Source organism: Variovorax paradoxus, assembly GCF_009755665.1.
In the GTDB taxonomy this organism is placed as follows: Bacteria; Pseudomonadota; Gammaproteobacteria; order Burkholderiales; family Burkholderiaceae_C; genus Variovorax; species Variovorax paradoxus_G.
The window spans coordinates 5,091,979-5,115,745 of sequence record NZ_CP046622.1 but is presented as its reverse complement, the minus strand read 5'-3'; the positions used below and the strand labels follow the sequence as shown (position 1 = coordinate 5,115,745).

Genomic DNA, 23,767 nt, shown 5'->3' with positions numbered 1-23,767 from the left:
ATTACTTCTTTTCGGCCGGCGCAGCCGCCGCACCGCTGGCTGGCGCCGCCGCGGCAGACGCCGCCGGCGCTGCCGGTTGTGCCGCGCCGTTGGGCGTCGGCTTCGTCCATGGCACCGCCTTTACCGGCGTGCCGGGCGGCATCATCTGCAGCTTCTGGAAGCCGTCGACCATCACCTGTTCGCCCGCCTTCAGGCCGTCGAGCACCACCCACTGGTTGTCCTTGGCGGCGCTGATCTTCACCGTGCGCTGGCTGATCTTGCCGTCGGCACTCACCACAGACACCGTGTCGCCCTGCTGCGTGCGCGTAACCGCCTGCTGCGGAACCGTGATCGCGTTGGTGGCCTGGGCCTGCTCCAGCTTTACGCGCACATACAGGCCGGGCAGCAGCTCGCCCTTCGGGTTGGGCACTTCGGCGCGCAGCGTGACCTGGCCCGTGGCCTGGTCCACCGTCAGGTCGGAGAACAGCAGCTTGCCCGGCAGCGCGTAGTCGGTGCCGTCTTCGAGCACCACCGTCACGCTGGCGGCCTCTTCGCCGCTCGCGCGCTTGTACTGGCCGGCAGCCAGTGCGCGGCGCAGCTTCAGCACGTCAGAAGCCGATTGCGTGAAGTTCACGTACATCGGGTTGATCTGCTGCACCACGGCCAACTCGGTGGCGTCGCCCTGGCCCACCAGCGCGCCTTCGGTTACCAGTGCGCGGCCAATGCGGCCGGCAATGGGCGAGGTCACGTCGGCATAGCCGAGGTTGATCTTGGCGGTTTGCACCGCTGCGCGCCCCGCGGCCACGTCGGCCTCGGCCGTTTTTTGCGCGGCCACGGCATTCGCGTATTCCTGCTTGCTGACTGCATTGGCCTCGACCAGCGGCTTGTAGCGGTCAGCCAGTGCCTTGGCCTGCACGGCGTTGGCTTCTGCGCGGGCCAGCGTGGCCTGCGCGTTTTGCGATGCGGCCACCAGCGGGGCCGGATCGATGCGGAACAGCAACTGGCCGGCTTTCACGTCGCTGCCTTCGCGGAATTCGCGCTTCAGCAGGATGCCCGATGCGCGGGCGCGAACCTGCGCCACCCGCGAGGCCTCGAGCCGGCCCGGCAGCTCGGTCACCAGGCCCACGTCGGTTGGCGTGGCAACCACCACGCCCACTTCGGGCGCCGGGCGGGCGCCGCCACCGGCTGCGCCGCCCTTGCCGGCGGGCGCATCGCCCTTGGAGCAGGCCGCAAGCGCCAGCACCACAACGGCGGCCACGATCGCGAGGCGCGGCGAGAACGAAGATTGACGCGAAACATGCAGGAGAGGCATGCGAATCCTTTGAAGCAAAGACGGGAGATGGCGCGTTCGCGATGCGAACAGAAAGCCAGCATAAACAGCCGGGCCATCGGGGAAGCCCGATAGTTTACATACATTCATGGATGTATAGTGACAGCATGCAATGGCCCCACGATGCGGAAAGGGCTTGGCTTTACAAATCAGGAGACTTGGTGGCACGTCGTACGAAGGAAGAAGCACTGGCTACACGGAATCGGTTGCTCGATGCCGCGGAGCTGCTGTTTCAGGCGCAAGGCGTTTCGCAGACCTCGCTGCAGCAGATTGCGCAGCAGGCCGGCGCGACGCGCGGCGCCATTTATTGGCACTTCAAGGACAAGGCCGACCTGTTCAACGCCATGATGGAACGCGTCATCCTGCCGCTGGAGGCCGGCCCCCGGGCCGCCGCGGCGGCCGGCAACGACGACCCCCTGGCCGAGATTGAAGAGGGCATGGTGCACGCGCTCACACTCATGGTGACCGACCCTCAGGTGCGCCGCGTGTTCGACGTGGCCACCCACAAGGTCGAATACACGCACGACATGGCCTCGGTGCAGCAGCGGCACCTGGACGCCCGCAACGCCTGCGTCACCGATTTTGAAAAAGCCCTGCGCCTGGCCGCCCGCCGCGCCAGCATCAAGCTGCCCGTGCCCGGCCATGTGGCCGCACAGGGCTTGCATGCGCTCATCAGCGGGCTCATTCAGAACTGGCTGCTAGACCCAGCCGCCTTCGACCTGGTGCAAAGCGGCCGGCGCACCTTCCGCGTTTACCTGGCCGGACTGGGCTTTGGCCGGAACTCCACCCCAAGCGTTGAGAACGAAGCTGAAGAAGTCGCCGCCTGATAGGCGATAATGCGTGGCTCCGGTTTTGCCGGAACGCAGATTCCTCGCTGTATTTCAACGGATAGAATTCGGCCCTCCGAAGGCTGAGATCCAGGTTCGATTCCTGGCGGCGGGACCAAATAAATAAAGACCGGAAGCTCCAAAGGCTTCCGGTCTTTTTGCTTTTTGGGCTGGGGAATGCTTTTCTATCGCCAGGTGAGTCCGAGGATTCCACGGTAGCTGAGGTGCCGGTCGATGTACAGCATCGCAGCAGCTTGGCTAAGCGCATTCAAGGCGCGGCAACGTCTGCTTCAGACCGGCTGCCGTCCCTCACGATGTGCAACCTAAGTGTCCGCCTCCGGTCCTGAAGCCGACCTTCGTGAACGGCAGCTATGCTTCGTGTTTTGATCCATACCTCGCTCTGGGCTTCCACGCAGTCGCGGTATGTCTCGACAGTTCTGAGCAGGCGGGTGCCAGTCCAAGTCACATATGGAGGAGGAGTTGATGGCAGCCAAGAAGTCAACCATGAAGATGCCCGAACTCTTGGTCTTCGCCAAAATGTTCGTTGTTGGTTTCGTCGGAGCGGAGATCTTTCGGCTGGCTTTCTACCTCGGCGGCAACTTCGCCCCACAACTGATCGAAGTTGCACTCTGGATAAAAGTCGCGGGGATCTTGGCTGGGATTGCACTTTGCCTGACTTACGCAGTCGAACGAAATGCACACTTGACTGTTGCGCGTATCGGGCAGAGCTATCGGATTGACTTACTCGGGGCGGTGGTCATCGGAGCTTGGTCGAGTGAGTTAGCTTCGCCCTTGCTTACAAAGTTACATGCGGCGTTCATGTCTGCAGACCCGGATTGGGCGCCGGCCATCTTCATCCTTCTCTGCTTTGTACTTCTGTCACCTCTCCTTCAGCAACACTGGCCAAGGCCGAAAAAGCGGACTTCGCAGCTGCACTTTATCGCGGACGAGGAGATTGGGGACAAGAAGGACGATCTACTTGCAAGTGAAGCACAGGCCAAGTCGTTCGCAGAAACTGTTCTTTCAAGCGGCGCGCATCCAGGACTAGTCTTTGGTGTTGACGGCCCATGGGGTGTGGGGAAAACCAGTTTCATCAATCTGGCTGAGCACTATTGGAAAAGTGCCACGGACAAGGTTATTGTTTGTCGATTCGAGCCGCTTCGCTACGCCTCGGAGCCCGACCTTGCAGACCGCCTGATCCGCGATCTGTCGGCCGCGATTCAGAGCAAAGTCTTCGTTCCAGAATTCAGGCCAGCAGCATCTCGATATTCACGACTTATCAAGGGAAAGGCCGATTTTTCGTTCCTGGGTTTCAAGCTTTCGATGGAGCCTTCGCAGGAAACGGTCGATGAACTTCTCGATGACATTGACGAGGTCCTCCGCCGCATCGACCGCCGCGTGATCATCGTCATTGACGACTTGGATCGTCTGGATGCGAAGACCATGAACAATGTTCTGTTCGCAACGAGGCGGACGTTCAATTTGTCTCAGGCCACATATGTCCTCTGCTATGACACTGAAGTGCTTGCAGGAAGCAAGGAGGAGGGTCCTAGGGCGCGCGAGTTTCTCGAGAAGTTTGTGACGGTCAAGTTGAGCCTGTTCGTCGATAGCTCCAGCCTTCGCGACTTCTTGCGGCGTAATTGGGAACGGGATGAAAGCCAGCTTGGCTCGGTGCCGTCCGACACGATGGTCAAGCTCGGTGCCGTACTTAACGAATTGGCGGACATACTGGATGGTGATCTGGCCGCGAATTACCTGCCTCTTGTTGGCGACCTGCGCAAAGTAAAGCGTTTCGTCAACGCGATACTCCTGATGCAGATCGAGAAGTCCAACTTGGGCAGAACCGACTTCAATAAGCGGGACCTCATCAACCTCATGTTGCTGCATCTGAACTACCCCGGGCTGTTCCGGCGAATTTATGCGGAGGAGACTGAGGGTCGAAGCGGTACCTTCTCGCTGCGGCGCGAATACGGAAATCGAGAATTCAAGAACGCTGAGGCGTTTGCACAGCTGAAGGGCGAGCTGCAGGGTACCGCGAGGTTTTTGTTGGCGCAGTTATTCGATGCTGAAACGTTGGAGATTGGCAGTGGAGGCAACGTCGAGGAGTCGGTTCTTCGGTCCCGTGCTTGCTTCAACAGCAGCGGCTTAAGGAACTTGGAGGCGTACCTCAAGCTCATTGTTCGGTTTGCGACTCCAGAGCCGCAGGATACGTTTGTTCTGTACCAAGACGCAATAAAGCGAGTTCGAAAGGGCGAACCTATCGTTTCAGTACTCACATCGCCGGACTTTGAGTTAGTGCGGGGAGAGCATGCTCACGATCAGTTCTGGCGGGTGCTAGTCAATGAGTCTCATGACTTCACTAGCGTTTTGGCCGAAGACGCTATAGACACGCTCATCGAATATTTGCCGCGTTACTCCGCGTTCGAGAACGACGACCGGGGACTGCGTCAGCGGTCGATCTATTCCCTGCTGCGACTGTTGGACCGTGCCGGTTGGGGAAGGACGTCCGGGCGACGCCTTCCGAACAGCGCTGAGAACGTTATAGAGATTGCGTGGCGGTTGTTCGGAGAGCGGACCTATCTAGGGAAGGGGATGCTTGAACGACTTGCAAGTCCCGATCGTGGCGTTCTTGGTTGGAACGATCTCATGTTGTTCAGACTTCAGTGTTCCGCTGATCGCAAGGGGCAACTGCACAATGTGCACACGGCACTCATCGTCCATCACGATAAGACGGCCGCCACGTCTGGGATGGTCAGCACGCTCGCCTTGATGGGGATGAGGAAGCTGTCGCAAGAGGTGTTTACTCTGTTCAAGCGGACCTACATCGATTCACAGCGAAACTTCTTTGCGGAAGCAGATGACGAGCCAGCTGAAGCGTTCCTCGGCATAGCCTTTGCGAAGCTTATTGAAGAAGCATCGCGTGACCCTCAGTCCGAGCACGGTGCCAATGCGTTGGCCCAGCGGGTCGCCTCGGCGCGTTCAACTGTTAAATTGTTCGTGATCTACCAACTCAGCAATTCGCGTCCCCCAAATGGCTCAGGTGTCGGCTGTGGGTACTATGACGAGGATGGGGTTGAGGACGGCTGTGGCATAGCGAAAGCAATGAATGACTACGTGTTCGGCACCTGCTTCAACCCTGAAATCCATGAGAACAACGTACTTCTATTCCTCGACCACTGTCTATCGAATCTAAGCAACTCATTCTTTTCGGGCGATGATGAGGATGGCTACGTCGCGACCAAGGCTGGACTTCCCGGAGGGCTGGATGCGAATGAGATGGGGCGCTACTGGCGACAACATCGCGAGCACATCAGAGGATGCGATCTGCTCGCCAGCGGGCGATGCGTCCTCACATCGAACTACATCGCGGTTTATCGCGACGATCTTGATGGCGTGTTCGCCGTGCTCGATGAACTGGCCGACGAGCCCTCCACGCCTGAGGCGGAAATCGCAGCTTGACGCCAACCGGGTCCAGTGCTGCGAGCTGCAGTTTCGGCGCTCCGCACCCCTTAGTGCTTCGACTTTGGTGGGCGAGGCTCCGGAGCAACGCGCGTCGGTTCTCGGTTCGGCGGAGCGAGGCGCTGGTGAGTGGATGATGCTGTGGATGACCCGCTGCCTACTCACTAGGTGAGCGGGCGAGTTCGCGCTCCAATCCTGCAATGCGTTGGGCTCACGCACCTACGCTCGCTGCGTGTCCTGATCCCTGAGCGTTGAGCGTGGGCTTTCAAGCGATCTACGCAGGCCTCACCAACTTCCGTTTTTGGACCCACAACCCGAAGCCGGGCTGACCGCCTTAATATCCGCTATCGCTGCAGAACAGCCGGACGATCTGACGGGATCTGCCGATGAAGCATTTCACGAGCCGCCTCATTCCGGATCGCCAGCCTTCCGCAAAGCTCAGCGGGTCCTGTTCGCCGATGCGGTCCGCGGAACGCGGAGACGTCCTTGCAAGAAACGCTGGCAAGATGAGGCTAGTTCGGTGTTAGCACATGCCGTGGCCGGGGGGGGGACGTTTTCATCTGATCCTGGTGCGGCTTCGCCTCGGGGCTGGCTCACAAGGATTCGGGAGGCGAAGAGGATGGTCAATCAGAAAAATCGCGAATTGCTCGACGGCGGCACATTGGCGGCGGCGATGGCTGCATTCACGGGATCCCTCGGGCTTCGCCAGATTGCTGCGCAATGCAAGCCGCTGGTGCGCGACCTGCGCGGCTTTCAGCCGGTGAGGTTGGCCGCAACTTATGCAGGACTGCTGCTGCAGCCGTCGCTGCAAACCAATTGCCTCCGCCTTGAGGCGCTCGTGCATCTGAGCGTCGCCTTCGGCGACGGCCTTCAGGCCGCTACATCCCCGATCCTGTTGAAGGGCTTCTCGGCCATTGGCCTGGCCTATGGCCATCTTGAGGACCCGGCCGAGGATGTGTTTGTCGGCAACATCTTCTCCCGCCGTGGCAATTTCCTGGTTCTTGAGGGCACCTGGGAGAGCGCAACCTTCTATCTGCAGCGTGTTGTGGAAATGATTGATGAGCTCCCGGAGCAACCACGGTTCCAGGCCGTCGTGGATGCGGTATACGCACTTCTCACGCTTTCGGATCTTGTCTGCCGTCGCGCAGGGTTGCAGCGTAACCAGCTTGGTTCGGAGATTGGGCTGAAGGTGCTGCCCAAGCAGTTGGTGCAACAACGCAATGAGCTCCAGAAGCTGGTGCAGTTCAGCATGGCCGACCTCGCTCAAGCAGGGCTCAAGATCGATCACCTACTTCCTTTCGTCTTCGGGCCAGATGGTCCTGGGCTATTGCGGGATCAGTCGATCGATAACTCGGAACTCGAGCGCCGACCGATTGCCGTCGCGGACGGGAGTCTATTTCTCCTTCTGCCGACGGCAGTGACTGCTGCCATCCGCAGGTTCTTCATCGAGACGCTGGGCACGGATGGGAATCGCGAGATATTTCTGCATCGCCTCACGTACCAGTACGCAAATCTGCTTTCTCGCTCACCGCTCTTGGGACGCGCAGGCCCGATGCTGCCTTTTCAGAGAGGCTCTTGGGGAAGCATCTGTGGCGTTGCCAGTGAAGTGGATGTCGGACAGCATCTTGCTGTCGTGTTCGTGGTCGACACGCTTCATGACTTTCACCCGGAAGGTCTGCGTGGGATCTTCAAGCCCACCGATGAATTGCGCCACCAAGTGGAAAAAGCCATCGCACATGTTCAGAAGGCATGCTCTGACACCAAGGGTTTTGAGCGCGGCGTGCTGTTGATCGTCTTCTGCGGTGTCGGAAGAGGGGCTGCTTTTACCCTGGACGCGCACGACCGTTCCCGCTGGAAAGTTCAAAACATAAGTGCCGCTAACTTCCACACCCTTGGATGGATGCGCGAGATGGAGCCTCTTCAACTCTGGCGCCTCTTCAGGGCTCAGGATCAGCTCACCCAGATGGGCGTTAGCCTTCAGAACATGAATGGTCTGCTCAACCTGGTGGCTTGGGCTGACTCCCAGCACGGGCATCTGGTGCCCCATGCGGACATCCCTGTGGAGGCAGCCGGCAAGAAGTTTAGCGTTGCCATCCAACAGAACGCACTGCTCGAAGCCCGTCGCGCGTTCAACGCCGATTGGGACATGCACGCCGAACAGTTCATCGACGGCAGCTGGAGGTTTGTGCAAACTGATGGCCAAAGCCACTTCTCAGAAGAGAACCAGCGGCCGCTCTATGGAGAGGTCGAGCCGACGGGCGGCACCGGCCTCATGGGCATGTTCAGCACGGGCGCACGGGCGTGGTGGTTCGAGCTGGCTTCACCAGAAGGCGGCGTTTTCACCGGGAGCTATGAGCGATGGCAAATGCTGGGGACGTGGTGCAGGCGTTCGGCAGACCACTTCGAGGAAGCCTTCGCGGAAGGGCTCGGGCCCGGTCCGGTGCTGTGGAAGTGCATTTTCATCGCGCCCCAGGTGGGACTTGATCCGGAGCAACCGGGGGGAACGGCCGATGACGCTGCACGTGCCATCGAGATCGACGTGCAAACAGCGCGTCGGACTGTCCAGCTGACAATTGGCGCCGACTTCGACCGAGCTCTCTACAACCCGCTGAACGTTGCAGAAGCCGCGCTGGTAAGAGCACTCATCGCGGGCGTAGCTCGCCTCTCTGGCGAACTTTCGGTCGATACGGAAGAACTGCTGCGAAAAATCGTCCCGAATACGCAGGCGAGGCAGTCTCATGTCTTTGCGGCACGCGAGTTCAGAGACTACTTTCCCGAGCTTGGCGAGAAGAGCTTGATCAACATCAGCGCGTACGAGGACGGGGCTACGAGACTGGGTCTGGGGTGGAAGGTCCACGACATGCGTAACGGCGGCATCGTGACAGGGAGACGGGCCTGCAGCGTATTTTTGAACAGTCTCGTACGGCGGCTGGAGGATGAACTGAGCGAGTATCTGCGCGGCCTGGATCGCCTCGATGTGCTCTCGAAGGTCTTGCTCAACCATGAGGTGGCGGCAGTCTCACGAAGCAGATGGCATCGAACCTCCGCGGCGATCTTGGCATTGCGCACAGATGCCGCGGCAGCCTTGGGACCCATGCGCGACCAGGAGTTCAAGCTCAATGCCGTGTTTCATGGCTCGCGCGTCCTGTCGGAGATGGCTGTGTGCGACTGTTCCCTCGAAGGCGGTCGACAGCTTGGCCGGTTGGACCACAGCTTGCTGCTGACCCTGGCGTCGCAGATTAATCAGTTGGGCGGCTGGTCCGACCTGATTCATTGGGGCCTCATGGAGTCCAAGATTGTCATCCGTCCGCTCGGTGATGTGCATGTAGAGCATGACTTCGTAGACAGCGTCATCGAGCAATTCGGCAGCAAGACCAGCGAGGTTCGTTACAAGGATTCAGCGCGCGGCTATGAGAAGAACCTCCGGGTGCCGAGCATCGCGCCGGACGCGAGGAGCGGAGGCTTGGATCAGGAGTTCCTAGATGCCTGGGTCGCAGAGTTTGGCGTTGAGCTGGATGCATTCCGGCGATTCGTTGACGCTGTCGAAAATCACGGCATCGAAATGAAGGAGCCTGTTTTTGTTCTTCGCCGAAGCGCGCTGGAGGAGCTGGCTGGTGATCTCGGGATCGGTCGAAAGATCGTCACTGCGTTGAGCCTCCTGCCCCGTTTGTCTTGGCGGCAGGTGCCTGAAGGGCATGACGACCGAGATATCTCCTCATGGCGGTTTCGTCGCCGACTCGGTCTTTTGCGGCGTCCGCTGCTGCAATTCACGGACGACGCGGATCCTCAGATGTTGTGCGCTCCGGGCCCTGTGAGAGAGGGGTTCAGCTCCATGGTCGGCAACTACTACTATGGCACCTATGCCGACAGACATCTTGGACCAGCCATGCGCAAGTATGCGGGCCACGCTCGTCGACGCGATGGTCACGAGTTCAATGCCAGCGTGAGCGCGAAGATAGAGACACTCGGCTGGAAGACGCATTCCGAAATTGCCCTGACTAAAGTGCTCGCCAGGAAGCTCGATCGCAACTATGGTGATGTCGACGTTTTGGCCTGGGACGTGGGCAGCCGGCGGGTTTTGGTCATAGAGTGCAAGGATCTACAGTTTCGGAAGACATACGGCGAGATCGCGGAGCAGTTGATGGATTTTGCTGGCGAGGTCGATGAAGATGGAAAGCGGGATCTCTTGCGAAAGCATCTTGATCGCGTCGAACTTCTGAGATCTCACGCGGCCGTTGTAGCCCGGTTCCTCGGCCTCGGAGACGAGTGCGTCGTTGAAAGCCATCTGGTCTTCAAGAATCCCGTGCCGATGCAGTTCGCAAAAGGCCCGCTCACACAGTGCATCCAACACACCTTCGATGATCTGGATGATGACCTGAGATTGGTGGAGACGGCAGCGTCGGCGATACGCTGAGGACCGGTATCGGGTCGACAATCGTGCGGTCACCTCGATGACCGCTATAGGCTGGAACGGTGAGTTCACCGCGATGTGATCAGCGACCGCAACCGCTGCATAGCCGCCATCAGCAGACCAACGTGGAACGCCCGCAACGGGTCGACTGTGTAATTCACAGACTAACGCAGCAGACATTTGGTCAGATTTGACCGGGCGCTAAGCAAATTAGGGTGGATAGAGCCTCCATCCACGGTTAGCTCAAATCGCGCAGCGACGGAGGCTCTAGTTGCTATTGACCGGCAGTGGCCAGAGTGGCTGAACTCCTGTCTGTCTTGGGTTAGTAGACACCCATGTAGTCGCGCTTACCGATCTCAATACCGTTGTGACGCAAGATGGCATAAGTGGTGGTCACGTGGAAGAAAAACTGCGGCAGTCCATAGTGCAGAAGATATGCGCCTGCGGTCAGCTTCTTTTCCTTGGGGGTGCCGGGACGCAATACGATCTCGCGGCTTTCGCTTGCATCAAATTGCTCAGACTTGAAGGAGCCGATATGGGCCAAAGCTTTGGCGATCAACGCTTGCAGGTCGGCGAAGCTGACCTCAGTGTCGGGCCAGGACGGCACCTCGGCACCAGCCAGGCGGGATGCAATGCCCTTGGAGAAGTCTGCGGCGATCTGTACCTGACGTACCAGCGGAAACATGTCAGCGAACAGCCGCGCCTGCAGCAGCGCATTTGGATCGATATTTTTTTGCGTCGCGTGGTCTTCGGCCTTCTTGAGCACGTCGGACAGGGCGCGCAGCATCTGCTGCATGACGGGAACAGAAGCGTTGTACAGCGGGCTGGTCATAGTGAGTTCACTTCTAAAATTGGGCACGATGGCCGGAGTTGGCGTGGCAGAGGCTCTGCCGACCATGTAAGGCTAACAGCACAGGGCGAACTGAATCGCCCCGGCTTTTGTGGCCAGCTTTTCTTCCCGCTGGTAGTCGGAGCAGCCGCGTTGAAGGGCAGTTCACTAGCAAGAAGCGGACGTCAATTGCAGGCGCACGACAGACCGCGATCGCTGCATACGAGTCACTGCCCCACTGGCCTCAACAGAAGAAAAGAAGTACCGAAACTTCTTCCAGACAACGCCGGACGCTCTCAGGACCGGCTCACTGGTCGCTAGCTCTGCGTCCCTACTAGCTTGTCCAAGGTTTTGCCCGGCTTGACCCCGCAGGCCAAACACCATCGCGCAAATAGCAGCACGTCGACAAAGTTCTCGCCACGTTCAAGTTTGGATACGTAGGACTGGCCCACGCCCAAGGCGTCGGCCATCTGCACCTGCGTTAGGCCGGCCTTCGCTCGAACGTCGCGCATCAGGTTGCGCAGCGCCTCATATTCGGCGTGATAAAGAGAAACGGACATGCGTTCATCGTCTAGTCCGATACGGAATAGTCGTAAAACGACTATTAAGGCTACGATCCAGCACGCAACGGCGAAGACCGAGCGATGTAAAAAAATCATTCAGGGATCGGATCGAAATGACAAACGGGATGTTTCTCGTGGGCGCAGCCTTTGTGCTGTCAGCTCGCTATGGGTGCTTCGAAGTCGATAGGACAGGGGAGGGAACGGAAGGCCGTCGCCATGAAGCGGCCTGAGGGCTGGCTCAAGCGGCTCCCTTGCTTCTCTCCAGATGCCCCGTTCGACAGGGCTTATGTGGAATGCGAAACCTTGGCCAAGTTGGCGGACTGGTATGACCGCTGCATGGCGTCTGGTCGCAGGGTGTCGGGCGATGAACTAGCTGCTCTCGTCGAGCATGTCTCCGGACTCCGGGCCAGGGAGAAGATGGCACGGAGCAAACGCGCCGTGGAGAAGAAAGCCGATGAATTCGCTGAATTCTTCTACGGCCGGGACCATTACGACTTCGGTGCAATCCGCGCAAGGCAGATCGCAATCGAAGAGGCGCGGCGCGAGGAGGTTCCGCGCCACACGGTGTGGACGCTCGGCTCCAGGCTTTGGTGTCTGCGCTTGCCGAAGGAAAGCACCGCAACCGCATCTACCCACACACTCAAGCTCATGGAGCTTGGCGGACAACTAATCCGCGGCAGCTTGAGGGGCACCGAGCACGCAGAGCCGCTGATCTTGGCATTCGCGCAAGGGGTGGTCCTGGGGTTCTCTCTGCTCGCGAAGATCGACATTACCAATGCGTTGGAAGGCCTGGATTTCTGGCGACCATGCGAGTTGGCCAGCATTTACCACGTAGGCATCGATCGCGGCCAGCGGCTTCGCGCGCAGGGTGATCGAAATCCAAGGCGGTAGCTTGGGCCAATGCCCAGAACAGGGAAAAGATCGGCATCGACTACGCCGTGGCCAGCCCCGGCAGCTCTACCGGAAAGCGCAGCGCCACGGTGGTGCCATCGGGCGTCGGCTGGATGTCGAGCGTGCCGTTCAGCCGGCGTGCGCGTGCTTCCATGTTGCGAAGGCCCATGCCGGCGTGCGCGTCGCGGCCGGCGGCGAATCCGCGGCCGTCGTCCGCCACCGCGAGCGAGAGCTGCCCGTCGGCCGCCTCGATGCTGATGCGCACGTTCGAGGCGCGGCTGTGCTTGAGCACGTTGGCCAGCGCTTCCTGCAGCAGCCGAAGAAAGTCGAGCGCGCGCCGGTCGTCGAGGCGGCACTGGTCCAGGCCTTTCAGCGTCCATGCGCATTCGATGCCGGCCGCCTCCAGCACGCGGGTCGTGCGGTGGCGCAATGGAGCGATCCGCTCGAACAACTGGTCGGTGTCGTCGAGTGCCGAGCTTTCGATGATCAGGCGCAGGTCGTCGCGCACTTCCTTGAGCGCCCACAGTGCGGTGTCGTGGCCGGCCGCGCTGCGATTCTCGAGCGAGGCGATGTGGCCGCTGAGCGTCATGCCCAGGCCGTCGTGCAGGTCGCGCACGAGGTTCATGCGTTCGGCCAGGCGGGTGTTCTGCAGTTCGGTGGCGTGCTCGCGGTGCAGCATCGAGGAAAGGCGCCGGGTGGCGTCTTCCACGTGGCGCCGCAGCTCGTCATTGAAATGCTCGACCAGGCGCATGCCAACCACGAAGCGCCAGGTCAGCACGAAGGAGATGCCCACCAGCATCGCGCTGGAAGACCAGGGCGTGTAGTAGAGGTTGGTGGCCAGCACGCCGTGGAACACGAGCACGTCGTGCGTGCCGGCGGCCAGCGGCAGAAGGGTGCACAGCGCCAGCGCCTGCACCTCGCGCTTGCGCGGCAAGGCCAGCGCGTGGCGGCAGATGATCCAGGCGCTCAGTGTGTAGGCGGCGAGCGCCACCAACACGGCGGCACCGCGAACCGGCGACAGCAGCGCGTGCGGCGCCAGCCACAGGGCGGCAGTGGTGAGGCCGACAGCGCCGCCGATGAGCTGCACCGCGCGGCGCCGCCGCAGGCCGCAGAAGCGCAGGGCGAACATGAGGAAGGCGGCGGTGCCCAGCACCAGGGCGGACATGTTGACGGCCTGGTAGGTGTCGGTGCTGTCGAAGGGCCAGGTGCTCCGCGCGACGTAGTTGTAGCCCACGGGTACCCACAGCAGCGAGAACAGGCTGAACCAGCCATAGAAGGTCTCGTTGCGCCGCAGCAGCCAGAACAGGCCGTAGAGCACCCCCATGGCGAGGGTGATGCCCAGGCTCAGCATATGCAGCGACTCCCGGATCAGATACTCGTGCCGGTAGTGCTCGGCGGCCGCGGCCGGGCTGTCCACCATCACCGGGCCCAGGCCGGGCGCATAGGCTGCAAGGCCAGAGACGCGAACCAGCAGCTCGTTGGGCCCTGGGCGCAGCAGCGGTGCGCTCAGCAGCCAGTGGCGCGGATGGTTCCAGGTGCGCGACAGGGGCTCCTCGAGCTGCGGGTCGCGTGCCAGCAGGGCGCCGTTGAGAAAGATGGCGCCGGCCATCGAGAGATAGTCCATCGCAAGGCCCCGCGGCGCGGGCGCACCGGCCACAGCGGGCTCGTTCCACCGCAGGCGATACCACACCACGCCATCGTGCGCCGGCCACCGCTCGGCCCAGGCGTCGGGCAGCGTCACCGCGGTCCAGCCCTCGGCCGGCGGGGTGTCGGGGCTCGCCGGGTCGGCGCGCACGGCCTCGATGCGTTCGAAGCCGGGCGCAGCGAGCGCGGCGGCCGGCGCCAAGCCCGCGAGCAGGAGCAGCAAGGCCGCCAGCAGCTGCTGCAGTACGCGGCCGCATCGGATCAGGGCAGCAGGCCGTGCCCCCGGGCGCTGTAGACGGCCGCGGCGCGCGAGCGCACCGCAAGCTTGCGATAGATGTTCTTGGTGTGGCATTCGACGGTGTTGACCGAGATGTACAGGCTTTGCGCGATCTCGCGGTTGCTCTGTCCCTGCGCCACCAGTTCGAGTACGTCGATCTCGCGTTCGCTGAGCAGGCCCGCGTCCGCCGGGGCGGCCGCCATCCTAACCACTTGCGCGGCGGGCGGCGCGGCGACCAGACGCAGGATGCGCCGCGCGATCACGGGGTCGATGGGGGCGCCGCCACGCTGCATGCTGCGCAGCGAGAGTTCCAGTTCCACGTCCTCGCCGTTCTTGAGAAGGTAGCCGGTCGCACCGCCGCGAATGGCGCGCAGCACGGTGGCATCGTCGCCGAGGCTGGAGACGATCACCGTCTCGGTCTGCGGCGCATGCACCTGCATGCATTCCACAAGCTCGATGCCGCTGCCATCGGGCAGGCCGACGTCGACCAGCGCGAGATCGAAGCGCCGCAGGGCCAGCTGCGCCCGCGCTTGCGCCAACGAATCGGCCTGCACGCACAGCGCGTGGCCGTGCACCTGCAAGACGATGCGCTGCAGGCGCCTGCGCACGGGTTCGTCGTCATCGACGATCAAAACGTTCAACAACAAGTGTTCTTCTTTCATCAGCCCGTGCGGGCGGCAGGGTAGGGCTGGATTCTCTCAACATCTTTCATTTCATTGGCCGGAGAAGCGCATCGGCACCGTCGTTGTCGTGCCGTCGGCCTGCGGCACGCTGACGTCGACCTTGAGCTCGCCCTTGAAGCCGGCCGGCGGCTTGCCCTGGAAGGTGCCGGTCTTGGGGTCGAACTTCAGCCACGCCGGCAGCGGCTTGCCGTCGCTGGTCAGGGCCTTGGGCACCTTGCCCGTCGGCATGGCGAGGGGCAGCGGCACGCTGGCGCTGATCTGTGGCGCGCCGGATGTGGACTTGCCCTGGTTGACGACGATGCCACCCGCGCCACCGCTGATCGTGGTGTTCTGCACGGTAGTGTTCTTCTGTTTGTCCACATAGACGTTTGCCATGCCGCCGCCCTTTTGCTGCTCGAAGGGAGAAGCGGGAGCCTTCGGCGCAGGCGTGGGCGTGGCCGGCGGCGGTACGGCCGGTGGCTTGCTGATGCTCCCGGGCGTGGGCGGAGGGGAAACCGCCGGTGCCTTGCCGGCCCCTGGCGTCGCGGGAGGCGGCGTCGCCGGAGGCTTGCCGGTGCCGGGCGCGGGCGCGGGCGCGGGCGCAGGCGGGGTCGTGGTTGCAGGTGCGGGCGCCGGAGCAGGCGCTGGCGCTGGCGCTGGCGCTCCGGCCGGAGGATTCGTCTTGCTGGAAGGCGTCATGGTCGAGCCGGAGGCCGAGGCGGAGAAGCCCACCACCTGCGAGCTGCTGGTGCTGACGGCCGCCCTGGTCTCGAAGCTGCCGCCGGTGTCGACGGCCACGCCGTTGGCCGCCGCCACCTGGGTGCCTTCGAGCGAGGTGTTGCCGCCCGAGGACAGGCTGATCTTCCCGCCGCTCGAGATGCTGCCGCCGGTGGCGATGTTGCTGTTGGACTTGGAGGAACCGACGCCGAGCGATGCCTCGCCGCTGCGGTGGTTGACGGCCGTGCCCTTGTCGGCCGGTGTGCTGCCGACGAAGGTGTTGCCCGCAGCAATGACCTTCTCCTTGTTGCCGCCGCCGCCCGCGGCCGAGACGTCGACGTTGAGCGACTCGCTGGTGGCGGTGGTGCGTGCCGCGTTCATCGCCAGGTTGCCGCCTGCGGCCACCGTCACGTCGCCGGCTGTGCTGGCGATGGCCGTGCCGGTGAAGCTCGCGTCGCCGCCGCTGCGCAGTGTCAGCGGCCCGCTGCCGCTCGAAATGCTGCCGGCAACGTCCTGGTCGAGGCTGCTGCGCGACTTGCCGACGCTTACGTCCACGTTGCCGCTGCCGCCCTTCTTGGTCGCGGTGACGCCGGCTGCCACGCCGACCTGCTCGCTGCTCGCGGAGGCCGTGTTCTTGGCTGCCGCAAAGTCGAGCTTGCCGCCCGCATCCACGGTGGCTGCGCCGCCCGCGGCGATGTTGGTGCCTTCCAGACGGGTGTCGCCCTGCGTCCTGATGGTGAGATTGCCCCCGCTCGCAATGCCGCCGGTCACGGCGGTGCTGGTGCTCTCCTTGCTCTTCTCGCCCTGGTAGCTGACTTCGGCGCTGCCGCCTTTGTTGACGATGTCGACCTTGACCGAGCCGCCGGCGCTCGTGGTGCTGGAGCTGCTGCTGCTCGTGTTCTGCGCGGCCCTGTAGTCGAGCGATCCGGCATCCAGCGTGACGTTCTTCTTCGCTTCGATCTGTGTGCCTTCGAGCGTGGTCTGGCCGCTGGAGCTGCTGCTGACGCTGCCGCCCATCCTGATGGTGGACACGACGGCTGTGCTGCTGTTGGATTGCGCGGTCTCCTTGCCGTACTCGTAGCTCGCCTTCACGCCGCCGGCGACACCGACGTTCATCGACTGCTTGCTGGCGCCTGGCCCGACCTGGCCCTCCGCCGAGACGCTGGCCGATGCCTCGCCGTAGGCGCCCACCTTGGCGGTGTGGCTCGTGCTCTCCGAGGAGGCGTAGGTGGTGTTGGCCGCTGCCAGGCTGGTGATGGTCTTGGCCGACTGGTCGAGATTGCCGCCGCCCTCGATGCGCGTGCCCACATCGGTGATGCTGTTGGCCGCCTTGCGGGTGATGTCGTTGCCGGCCGAGAGGCCGGAGGTTACGGCCGTGGTCGAACCCTCCACGGAGCTCGCCTTGGTGTTCGATCCGTACAGGCCCACTTCGCCCGTGGCCGAGGCATTGGCCTGGGCGCCGGCCTTGGCGCCGATGCCCACGCCGGCTTCGGCGCTCGCGCCGGCCTGCGCCTTGCCCGATGCATAGAGGCCCGCGGTGGTGCTGCTGCTGGTGGTCGACACCTGGTGCTCGTCGTGCACCGCCTTGAAGCTCATGTCGGTCGCCGCAAGGCTCATGTCTTTGCCCGCACTCATGGTCGAACCTTCGAGCGTCAGGTTGTCGCGCGCCGTGACGTCGAGGTTTCCCTTCGCGTTGATGGCCGAGCCCTGATGCGTGGTGTCGAGCGTGCGCGTGGTGCTCTTCGTCTGCTGGAAGACGTCGAGATGGTTCTCGCTCGTAGCCGAGGCACCGGCATTGGCGCCGGCGCCTGCGTTCGGGTTGCCCTTGCCACCTGCGGCCGAGGCGCTGACGCCCGCGCCTGATTGGGCCTTGTTGTCGGTGCTGGCCATCAGCCCGATCTTGGTGGTGGTCGTGCTGGTGGTGGAGGTCTTCCTGTCTTCCGCGGCGAGCAGGTTCACGTTCTGTGCGTTCACCGTAGCGTTGCCGCCGGCATTGACGCTCGAGCCATGCAGCGTGAGGTCCTTCGATGCGTCCACCGCGAGGTTGCCGCCGAAGCTCAGGTTCGAGCCGACATGGCGCAGGTCGGTGGTGTCGGTGGTCGTGGTGGTGGTCGAGCTGAAGGCCAGGCCGGCGGCACCTTTGCCGGCCGCGCCGGCCGACGCCTCGGCCGAGGCATTGGCGAGCCCGCGCCCCGAGCCGGCCTTCGATGCCGCCGCGGCACTGGCCGAGCCCTTGCCGGAAGCGCCGACCTGCATCACCCCCGTGTTTTTGGTCGTGGTGTGGGTTTCGTCGTAGTTGCGGCCGGCGAGCACGTTGACGTTGGTGGCGCTGATCTTGCCGTCGCCCTTGACGTCGACGTTCGAGCCCTGCACGGTGATGTCGTTCTTCGCGGCGAGGCTGGCGTTGCCGCCCACTTCGACGCTGCTGCCCACATTGCGCACCGACAGCGAATCGCTGGTCGTCTCCGTGGTGCCGTACAGCGAGTTGTTCATGCCCAGGCCGCTGGCCTTGGTCTCGGTGTGCGTCGTCGTCGTGTTCTCGCGCGCGATGATGTTGAGGTTGTTGCCGGCCTGCAGGTCGGCGTTGCCGCCGACCTTGGCATCGGTGCCGGCCAGCGTGATGTCGTTGCCGGCCTGCACCGCCAGGTTGCCGCCGACCGTGAGACCGGACTTCACCTGGGTGACGCTCGTTCGGGTGGTGTCGCTGGTGCCGCTGCCGTTCTTCACCTGGATGTTCGAGAAGGTGCTGCTTGTTTCCTTCTTCTCGATGGTGTCGAAGGTCACGTTGCCGCCGGCCTTCAGGGTCGCGTCGGTGCCGGCGTTCAGGGCGGCGCCGAGATTCGTGATGTCCTTCTTCGCGTCCAGCGACAGCGTGCCCGTGGATTCGATGCCCGCGGTCTTGCCGAGCACCGTGTTGTAGAAATGTTCGCCGCCGCCGCCCTCGCTGGCCGTCTTGTTGACAATGCTGCCCTGCGTCGAGCTAAGGCTCACGTTGCCGCCCTTGATCAGGCCCGACAGGTTGGTGATGTCGCCGGCCGATGCGATCACCAGCGAGCGGCCGCCCACGATGGTGCCTCCGGTGTTGGTCAGCGAAGTGAGGCTGAGGTCGGCGTCCTGGGCCGAGATCACGGCACCGCTGGCGATCTTGTTCTTCGTGCTCTGCGCGAGGTAGACCACCGGCGCGAGCACGACCTTGCCGCCGATCTCGGTCTGCACCATCCACACGATGTCCTGCTTGAGCGATGCCTGCTGCTCGGGCGTGAGTGCCTTGCCGTAGACCAGGCCCAGCGAGTCGCTTTGCTTGGCGGCACTCTCCATCAGGCCCTTCATCTGTGTGTCCGCGCCCTGGTAGCTCGCGAGTACCGCACTGCCCGTCTGCTTGATGAGCTGCTGCTTGACCAGCCAGGCTTCGTAGCTGGCATCGCCAAGGCGCATGGTCAGCTTGTCGGCGTCGTACCCGAGCAGCCGAGTCAGGTAGTCCGATCCGACCGAGGCGGTGCCCGCGAGGTAGAGCGGATTGCTTTCCACCAGATATCTCGCGCCCGGCGACTGCGCCGTCACGAAGTAGCCGTTCGGATTGGTCGGCAGCGCGATGTTGATGCCGCCGAAGGAGGTGCCTCGCACCCCATTGGCCGCGTTGGCGTCCAGGAAGGACATGGCCGGCAGCGGGCGCGTGCCGGTGCTGCCGCCAAAAGATGCGGCGTCGACGGCGGCGCCGGCGATGCTCGGCGCTTGGCTGAGGGTGCGGTCCGGCGACGCGCCCCGGTCGACCGAGCGCGGCGTGTTCGTCGAGGCGGGCGCTGCACCTTCGCGTACGCCGTCGAGATTCTGGTTGCTGCCCACGTCCTGCGCCGTGGAGCCATTGTTGAAGAGGCTGAAGCCGGAGCCGCGCAGACTCGCGGTGTAGAGGCCGGCCCTCAGCACGTTGTTGGCGCTCGGCGTTTGCGGGCTGTCTTCGTACCCGCTGGTGTAGCAGACGGCGTCCCACGTGCCGTTGCGGTCGCAAAGGCGATTTTCGTAATCGGTCGCAGGACCGAGCGCCTCGTACTTCGTCGTCAGCGAGTAGCGCACGATGTGAGTGGTGGTGGTGAGCGCCAGGTTGTCGTTGGTGAACTTCGCGCCGGTGAGCTGGAAGCCGTGGCCCGCATCGTCCGCGATGCCAAGGGCGGCATGCAGGCTGCCGTCCGCCTGCGCGGAGTCGAGCGAGAAGCCCTGCAGGTTCATGGACGAACCCGCGTAGATGGTGCCGCCGATGTTGCTGCCTTCATGGAAGGCCAGCAGCATGTTGCGGCCGGCCGTGATCTGCGGCATGACCTGCGGCAGGGGCTGCGAATAGGACTGCGTGGTGGTGTAGCTGTATTCGTACAGCGTGGCCTCGTCCTTGTTGCCGCCCGTAGCGGCGCCGTTCTGGTAGTCGTCGCGCGAGGCGATCTCGGCGTGCGTGCTGTCGGGGCCGCGTGTGGTGATGCGCTCGAGTCCGGGGACTTCGTTCTTCAGCGTGGCCGCCACGATCGAGATGTCGTTGACGGCGTTGATGATGCGGCCGTTGAGCAGCGTGTTCGCGCGCAGCGCGAGGCTGTCGTCGCTGTGGATGTCGCCGGTATTGGCGAGCGTGCCGTTGGCCTGGGCAGTGAGCATACGGCCCGCGTACAGCAGGCCCGCGTTGTTCAGGTTGCCTGCTTGTGCATCGGGGGTAGCGGCCGCGAGGTCGAGCGCACCGCCGTTGGCATGCACCTTCAGGTCGTTCAATGCCGAAATCGCGCCCGTAGCGCCGACCGCGATCGACGGAGCCTGCACCTCGAGGTCGTGGGCCGAGAACAGCAGGCCGTCGTTGGTGAACGCATTCGAAACATGGATCGTGCCCTTGCCCTGGCGGCTTGCATCCACCGCGGCGAGAATGCGGCCGGTCTTGGCGGTAGCGCCGGTTCCCTGGACCGCCAGCGACAGCGCCGAGGCGTCGAGGGCGAGCGTGTATTGGGACGCCATCGCGGCGAGTGCACCGACGCTCACCGTGCCGATGTTCACGGCGATCGAATCACCGAGCGCGTTGCCGTTGAGCGCCAGGATGGAGTTGGCGTCGCCTTGCACCCGCAGCAGGTCGCCGCTTTGCAGCGTGCCGTTGACGACGGCCGTGAAGCTGTTGGCGCCGAGGGCTTGCAGCGTCAGCGCGCCGTTGGCCACGATGTCTCCGTGGCCTGCCGTGCCGTCCGTCTGGGTCGTGAGCCCGCCGCTGCCGATGCCGAGCGTGAGCGCGCCCAGGGACTGAAGCATGCCGGCATTGGCGATGCTGTGGCCGGACAGCGTGCCGCCGCCTGTGACCCCGCTGGCGAGGGTGATGGTCGCGCCGGCCTGGTTGTCCACGCTGCCCGTGGCCGCGACGCTGGAATCCGCACTCCCGCCGCCCTGGATCGTGCCGGCGTTCGTGATCTCGGCGACCGAGATGGCCAGCCTGTCGCCCAGCATCAGGCCTGCATTGGCAAGCCTGCTGCCGGCGCCCGAGATGCCGAGCGTGCTGCCGGCCTGCATCGTGCCAGCGTTACCCAGGCCATCGGCCGCGCTGACGTTGGCCTGCAAGCGGCCGCCGGCGCGCAGCAATGCCGCCGCCTGGTTGTCGATGCGGCTCGCGCTGAAGGTTGCATCCTCTTGCGCCTGCAGCGTGCCGCGGTTGGTCAGCAGGCCCGCCACGTTCATCTGGCTCGGCGCCGCCCCACCTTGCGTGGACAGAAGCCAGGTGCCCGCGTTGTCGAGCGAGCCAAGGCCGATTTGGCTGCCGCCCGCGGCCTGGATCCATCCGGCGGCCTGGTTCCGGGTGGTGCCTGCGGCGAGCGCGAGGCTGCCGTCCGAGAGCAGCTTGCCGCTGTTGTCGAGCACCTCGGTGGCGCCGCCGCTGCGGTCGGCGATGTCCAGCGAGGCGCCGGCATGGATCGTTCCGCTGTTGGCGATGGTGCCATCCGCGCGCACGATGGCGCTTCCGCTGGTGGCATCCACCACGCCGGCGTTGTCCAGCCCTTGCGCCGAGCTCAGCGCGACGTTCGCACCGGCCAGGGTGCCGCCCGCGGCATTGCCGAACGCGCCGCCGCTCGCGAGCGAGAGCGTCTGCCCTGCCTGCATCACGGCGCCGCCGGCATTCTGAATGCCACCGGAGGCGTTGACGCCAAGGTTCCCCGCGGCGGCGATGACATGGCGGTTGTCCAGCACGCCGGCCGTGATCGCTGCATTGCCGGCGGACTGCACGACGCCGCTGTTGAGCAGGGTGTCGCCGACCTCCATGCGATCCGCCGCACCGGCCTGCTGCGACAGCAGCCAGGTCCCGCTGTTGTCGAGCCCGCCGACACGAATGATGGAGCCGGTGGCTGCCTGGATCCAGCCACCTGCCTGGTTGCTCAAGGCGGCGGCGTTCAGGTCCATGGCGCGGGCGGCGAGCAGGTCGCCGCTGTTGGCCAGGACCTGCACGGCCGTGCCGTTGCGGCCAGCGACGGCAATGTCTTGGGCAGCGCGCACGCTGCCGGTGTTGGAGAGCGTTCCTGCCACGTGCAGGGTGGCGGTGCCGGTCACCGCGATCACCTTGCCGCTGTTGTGCAGGTTCGCGGCGTCGATCGTGTTGGCTCCGCCGGCCTGCATCCAGCCGCTGTTGTCGATCGCAGCGGCTCGGGTCGTCATCGACCGGCCCGCCAGCAGGTTGCCGCGGTTGTTGATCGCCTGGGTCGCGCCGCCCACAGCGTCGGCGATGTCGAGGTCCTGGCCGGCGTTGATCTGGCCGCTGTTGGCAATGACGCCGTTCGCGCGCAGCGTGACACCGCCCTGGTCGGCCGTGATGGTGCCTGCATTGGCGATGCCCTGCGCCGCATCGATGGTCAGCTGCCCGCCGGTGCTCTGCACGCCCTGTCCGTCGCCGTCCGCGGTCGACAGCGTTCCGGCCGCAGCTAGGCGCATGTCGCCTCCCGCCCGCACGGCCGCGGCGCCGAGGGCCAGGTCGATCGCGGTGGCGCGGGCCTCCAGGACGCGTGCCGATTGCAGTCGCGAGCCTTGCCCCGCGTCGATGCGCATCGCGCTCGCCTCAAGGTCGTTGCCGGCAATGAGCGAGGCGCGGTCAAGAGCCAGTCCGCCCTGCGTTGCGGCCACCCGGGCGTCGCGGGCAGCGGTCAGCGTGGCATCTGCCAGCGCGATGGCCGTGGCATCGGTGCTGCTGCTCGCCACCAGTACGTCGCGCTGCGCCGAGAGGCGGTTGCGCAGCTCGATGCGGCCGGCTGCCGAGAGCGCGAAGTCCTCGGTGCTGGCCGCCGCATCGCCCAGCATGCGCACGCCAACGCCCGCTTCGGTGGCCACCAGGCGGATGCGGTTGGCGTACATGCCGCCCAGCGCCGAGCTGTCGATGGCGTAGTTCGGCACGCTGCCCAGCGCGTCGGCGCTGCCGGTGATGGCGCGCGTGCCGTAGTCCCATCGGTTCGGGCCGGCGAAGATGCCCAGGTCTTGCGCGTTGAGGTTCGCGTCCAGCCGCACCGAGCGCGTCACGAGGTCCAGCACCTGCTGCGCCGTGGCGTTGAGGCCGCTGCCCGCGATCAGGATGTCGCCCTGGTTGACGTTGAAGCCGCCGAGCGCGCCGTTCGCGGTGAAGAAGGGCACGCCGGTCGAGAGCGTCACCCGGTCGGTGTTGATGAAGCCGCAGCCCGAGCAGGTGATGCCGTAGGGATTGGCCAGCACCACGTCGGCCTTGTTGCCCAGGACCTCGGTGAAGCCGGCCAGCGTGCTGCGGTTGTTGCTCACCACCTCGTTGAGGATCACGCGGGCCGGGCTGAGCATGTTGAAGTTCGCCAGCACCTGGCCGGCGAGCTGGGACTGGTAGTTGATCTGCTGCGCGCTGGTCGTATTGTTGAGCACCAGGCCGTTCGCGTTCACGTTGAACTGCTGGTAGCGGTTGTGCGACAGCCCCGCCGGGTTGGCGGCGTTGATGTTGACCACCGTCGTACCGTTGGGCGAAACGTAGGCGTTGGCCTGGCCGCCGGGGGCGAGCACGGCGGAAGGCATCTGCGCCTGCGCGGCCGACAGCGCGGCCCCGAGCACGGCCGTGGCGGCCAGGCGCGAACGCCTGCCGCCCTTGCCGCGTCCGCGCGCGGTTTCGGCCACGGCGACCCAACTGCCGAAGGCGGCATTCCAGACAACACGGTAGATGTGGTTCAT

10 protein-coding genes and 1 tRNA gene are annotated in these 23,767 nt (G+C 64.0%); 5 read left to right on the top strand and 6 right to left on the bottom strand.

The features are described from left to right. Position 1 precedes the first annotated feature (1 nt). A complete protein-coding gene (locus GOQ09_RS23810) occupies positions 2–1,291 on the bottom strand; it encodes an efflux RND transporter periplasmic adaptor subunit (protein WP_157616161.1) in 1,290 nt (429 codons plus the stop codon). A gap of 176 nt (positions 1,292–1,467) precedes the next feature. Between GOQ09_RS23810 and GOQ09_RS23805 the strand changes: the two genes are divergently transcribed. From GOQ09_RS23805 to GOQ09_RS23790, 4 genes are all read left to right on the top strand, one after another. Then, entirely contained in the window at positions 1,468–2,136 is a 669-nt protein-coding gene (locus GOQ09_RS23805; RefSeq protein ID WP_157616160.1) for a TetR family transcriptional regulator, read from the top strand. Positions 2,137–2,179: 43 nt separating this feature from the next. Then, positions 2,180–2,254: transfer RNA gene (locus tag GOQ09_RS23800), tRNA-Arg, on the top strand. Positions 2,255–2,640: 386 nt separating this feature from the next. Further along, positions 2,641–5,595 (top strand): KAP family NTPase, encoded by a 2,955-nt coding sequence (locus tag GOQ09_RS23795; protein ID WP_157616159.1) that lies wholly within the window; start codon positions 2,641–2,643, stop codon positions 5,593–5,595. A 619-nt stretch (positions 5,596–6,214) separates the two neighbouring features. After that, entirely contained in the window at positions 6,215–10,009 is a 3,795-nt protein-coding gene (locus GOQ09_RS23790; RefSeq protein WP_157616158.1) for a zinc chelation protein SecC, read from the top strand. Positions 10,010–10,328: 319 nt separating this feature from the next. Here the strand turns inward: GOQ09_RS23790 and GOQ09_RS23785 are convergent, their stop codons facing one another. Then, positions 10,329–10,838, bottom strand: a complete 510-nt coding sequence (locus GOQ09_RS23785) for a DUF1993 domain-containing protein (RefSeq protein WP_157616157.1) — start codon at positions 10,836–10,838, stop codon at positions 10,329–10,331. Between the two features lie 314 nt (positions 10,839–11,152). Continuing rightward, complete coding sequence (locus GOQ09_RS23780; RefSeq protein WP_157616156.1) at positions 11,153–11,395, bottom strand: helix-turn-helix transcriptional regulator; 243 nt, start codon at positions 11,393–11,395, stop codon at positions 11,153–11,155. Between the two features lie 219 nt (positions 11,396–11,614). Here GOQ09_RS23780 and GOQ09_RS23775 point away from each other — a divergent pair, with 219 nt between their 5' ends. Beyond that, positions 11,615–12,289, top strand: coding sequence for a hypothetical protein (locus GOQ09_RS23775; RefSeq protein ID WP_157616155.1), 675 nt, complete (start codon positions 11,615–11,617; stop codon positions 12,287–12,289). A 40-nt stretch (positions 12,290–12,329) separates the two neighbouring features. On the opposite strand, the gene GOQ09_RS23770 is transcribed toward GOQ09_RS23775, so the two are convergent. From GOQ09_RS23770 to GOQ09_RS23760, 3 genes are all read right to left on the bottom strand, one after another. Beyond that, positions 12,330–14,156, bottom strand: coding sequence for a sensor histidine kinase (locus tag GOQ09_RS23770; RefSeq protein ID WP_165442117.1), 1,827 nt, complete (start codon positions 14,154–14,156; stop codon positions 12,330–12,332). A gap of 38 nt (positions 14,157–14,194) precedes the next feature. Beyond that, the gene (locus GOQ09_RS23765; protein ID WP_242630929.1) at positions 14,195–14,857 is read right to left on the bottom strand and encodes a response regulator transcription factor; all 663 of its coding nucleotides are present in this window, start codon (positions 14,855–14,857) and stop codon (positions 14,195–14,197) included. A 66-nt stretch (positions 14,858–14,923) separates the two neighbouring features. Continuing rightward, positions 14,924–23,767, bottom strand: coding sequence for a hemagglutinin repeat-containing protein (locus GOQ09_RS23760; protein ID WP_157616152.1), 8,844 nt, complete (start codon positions 23,765–23,767; stop codon positions 14,924–14,926).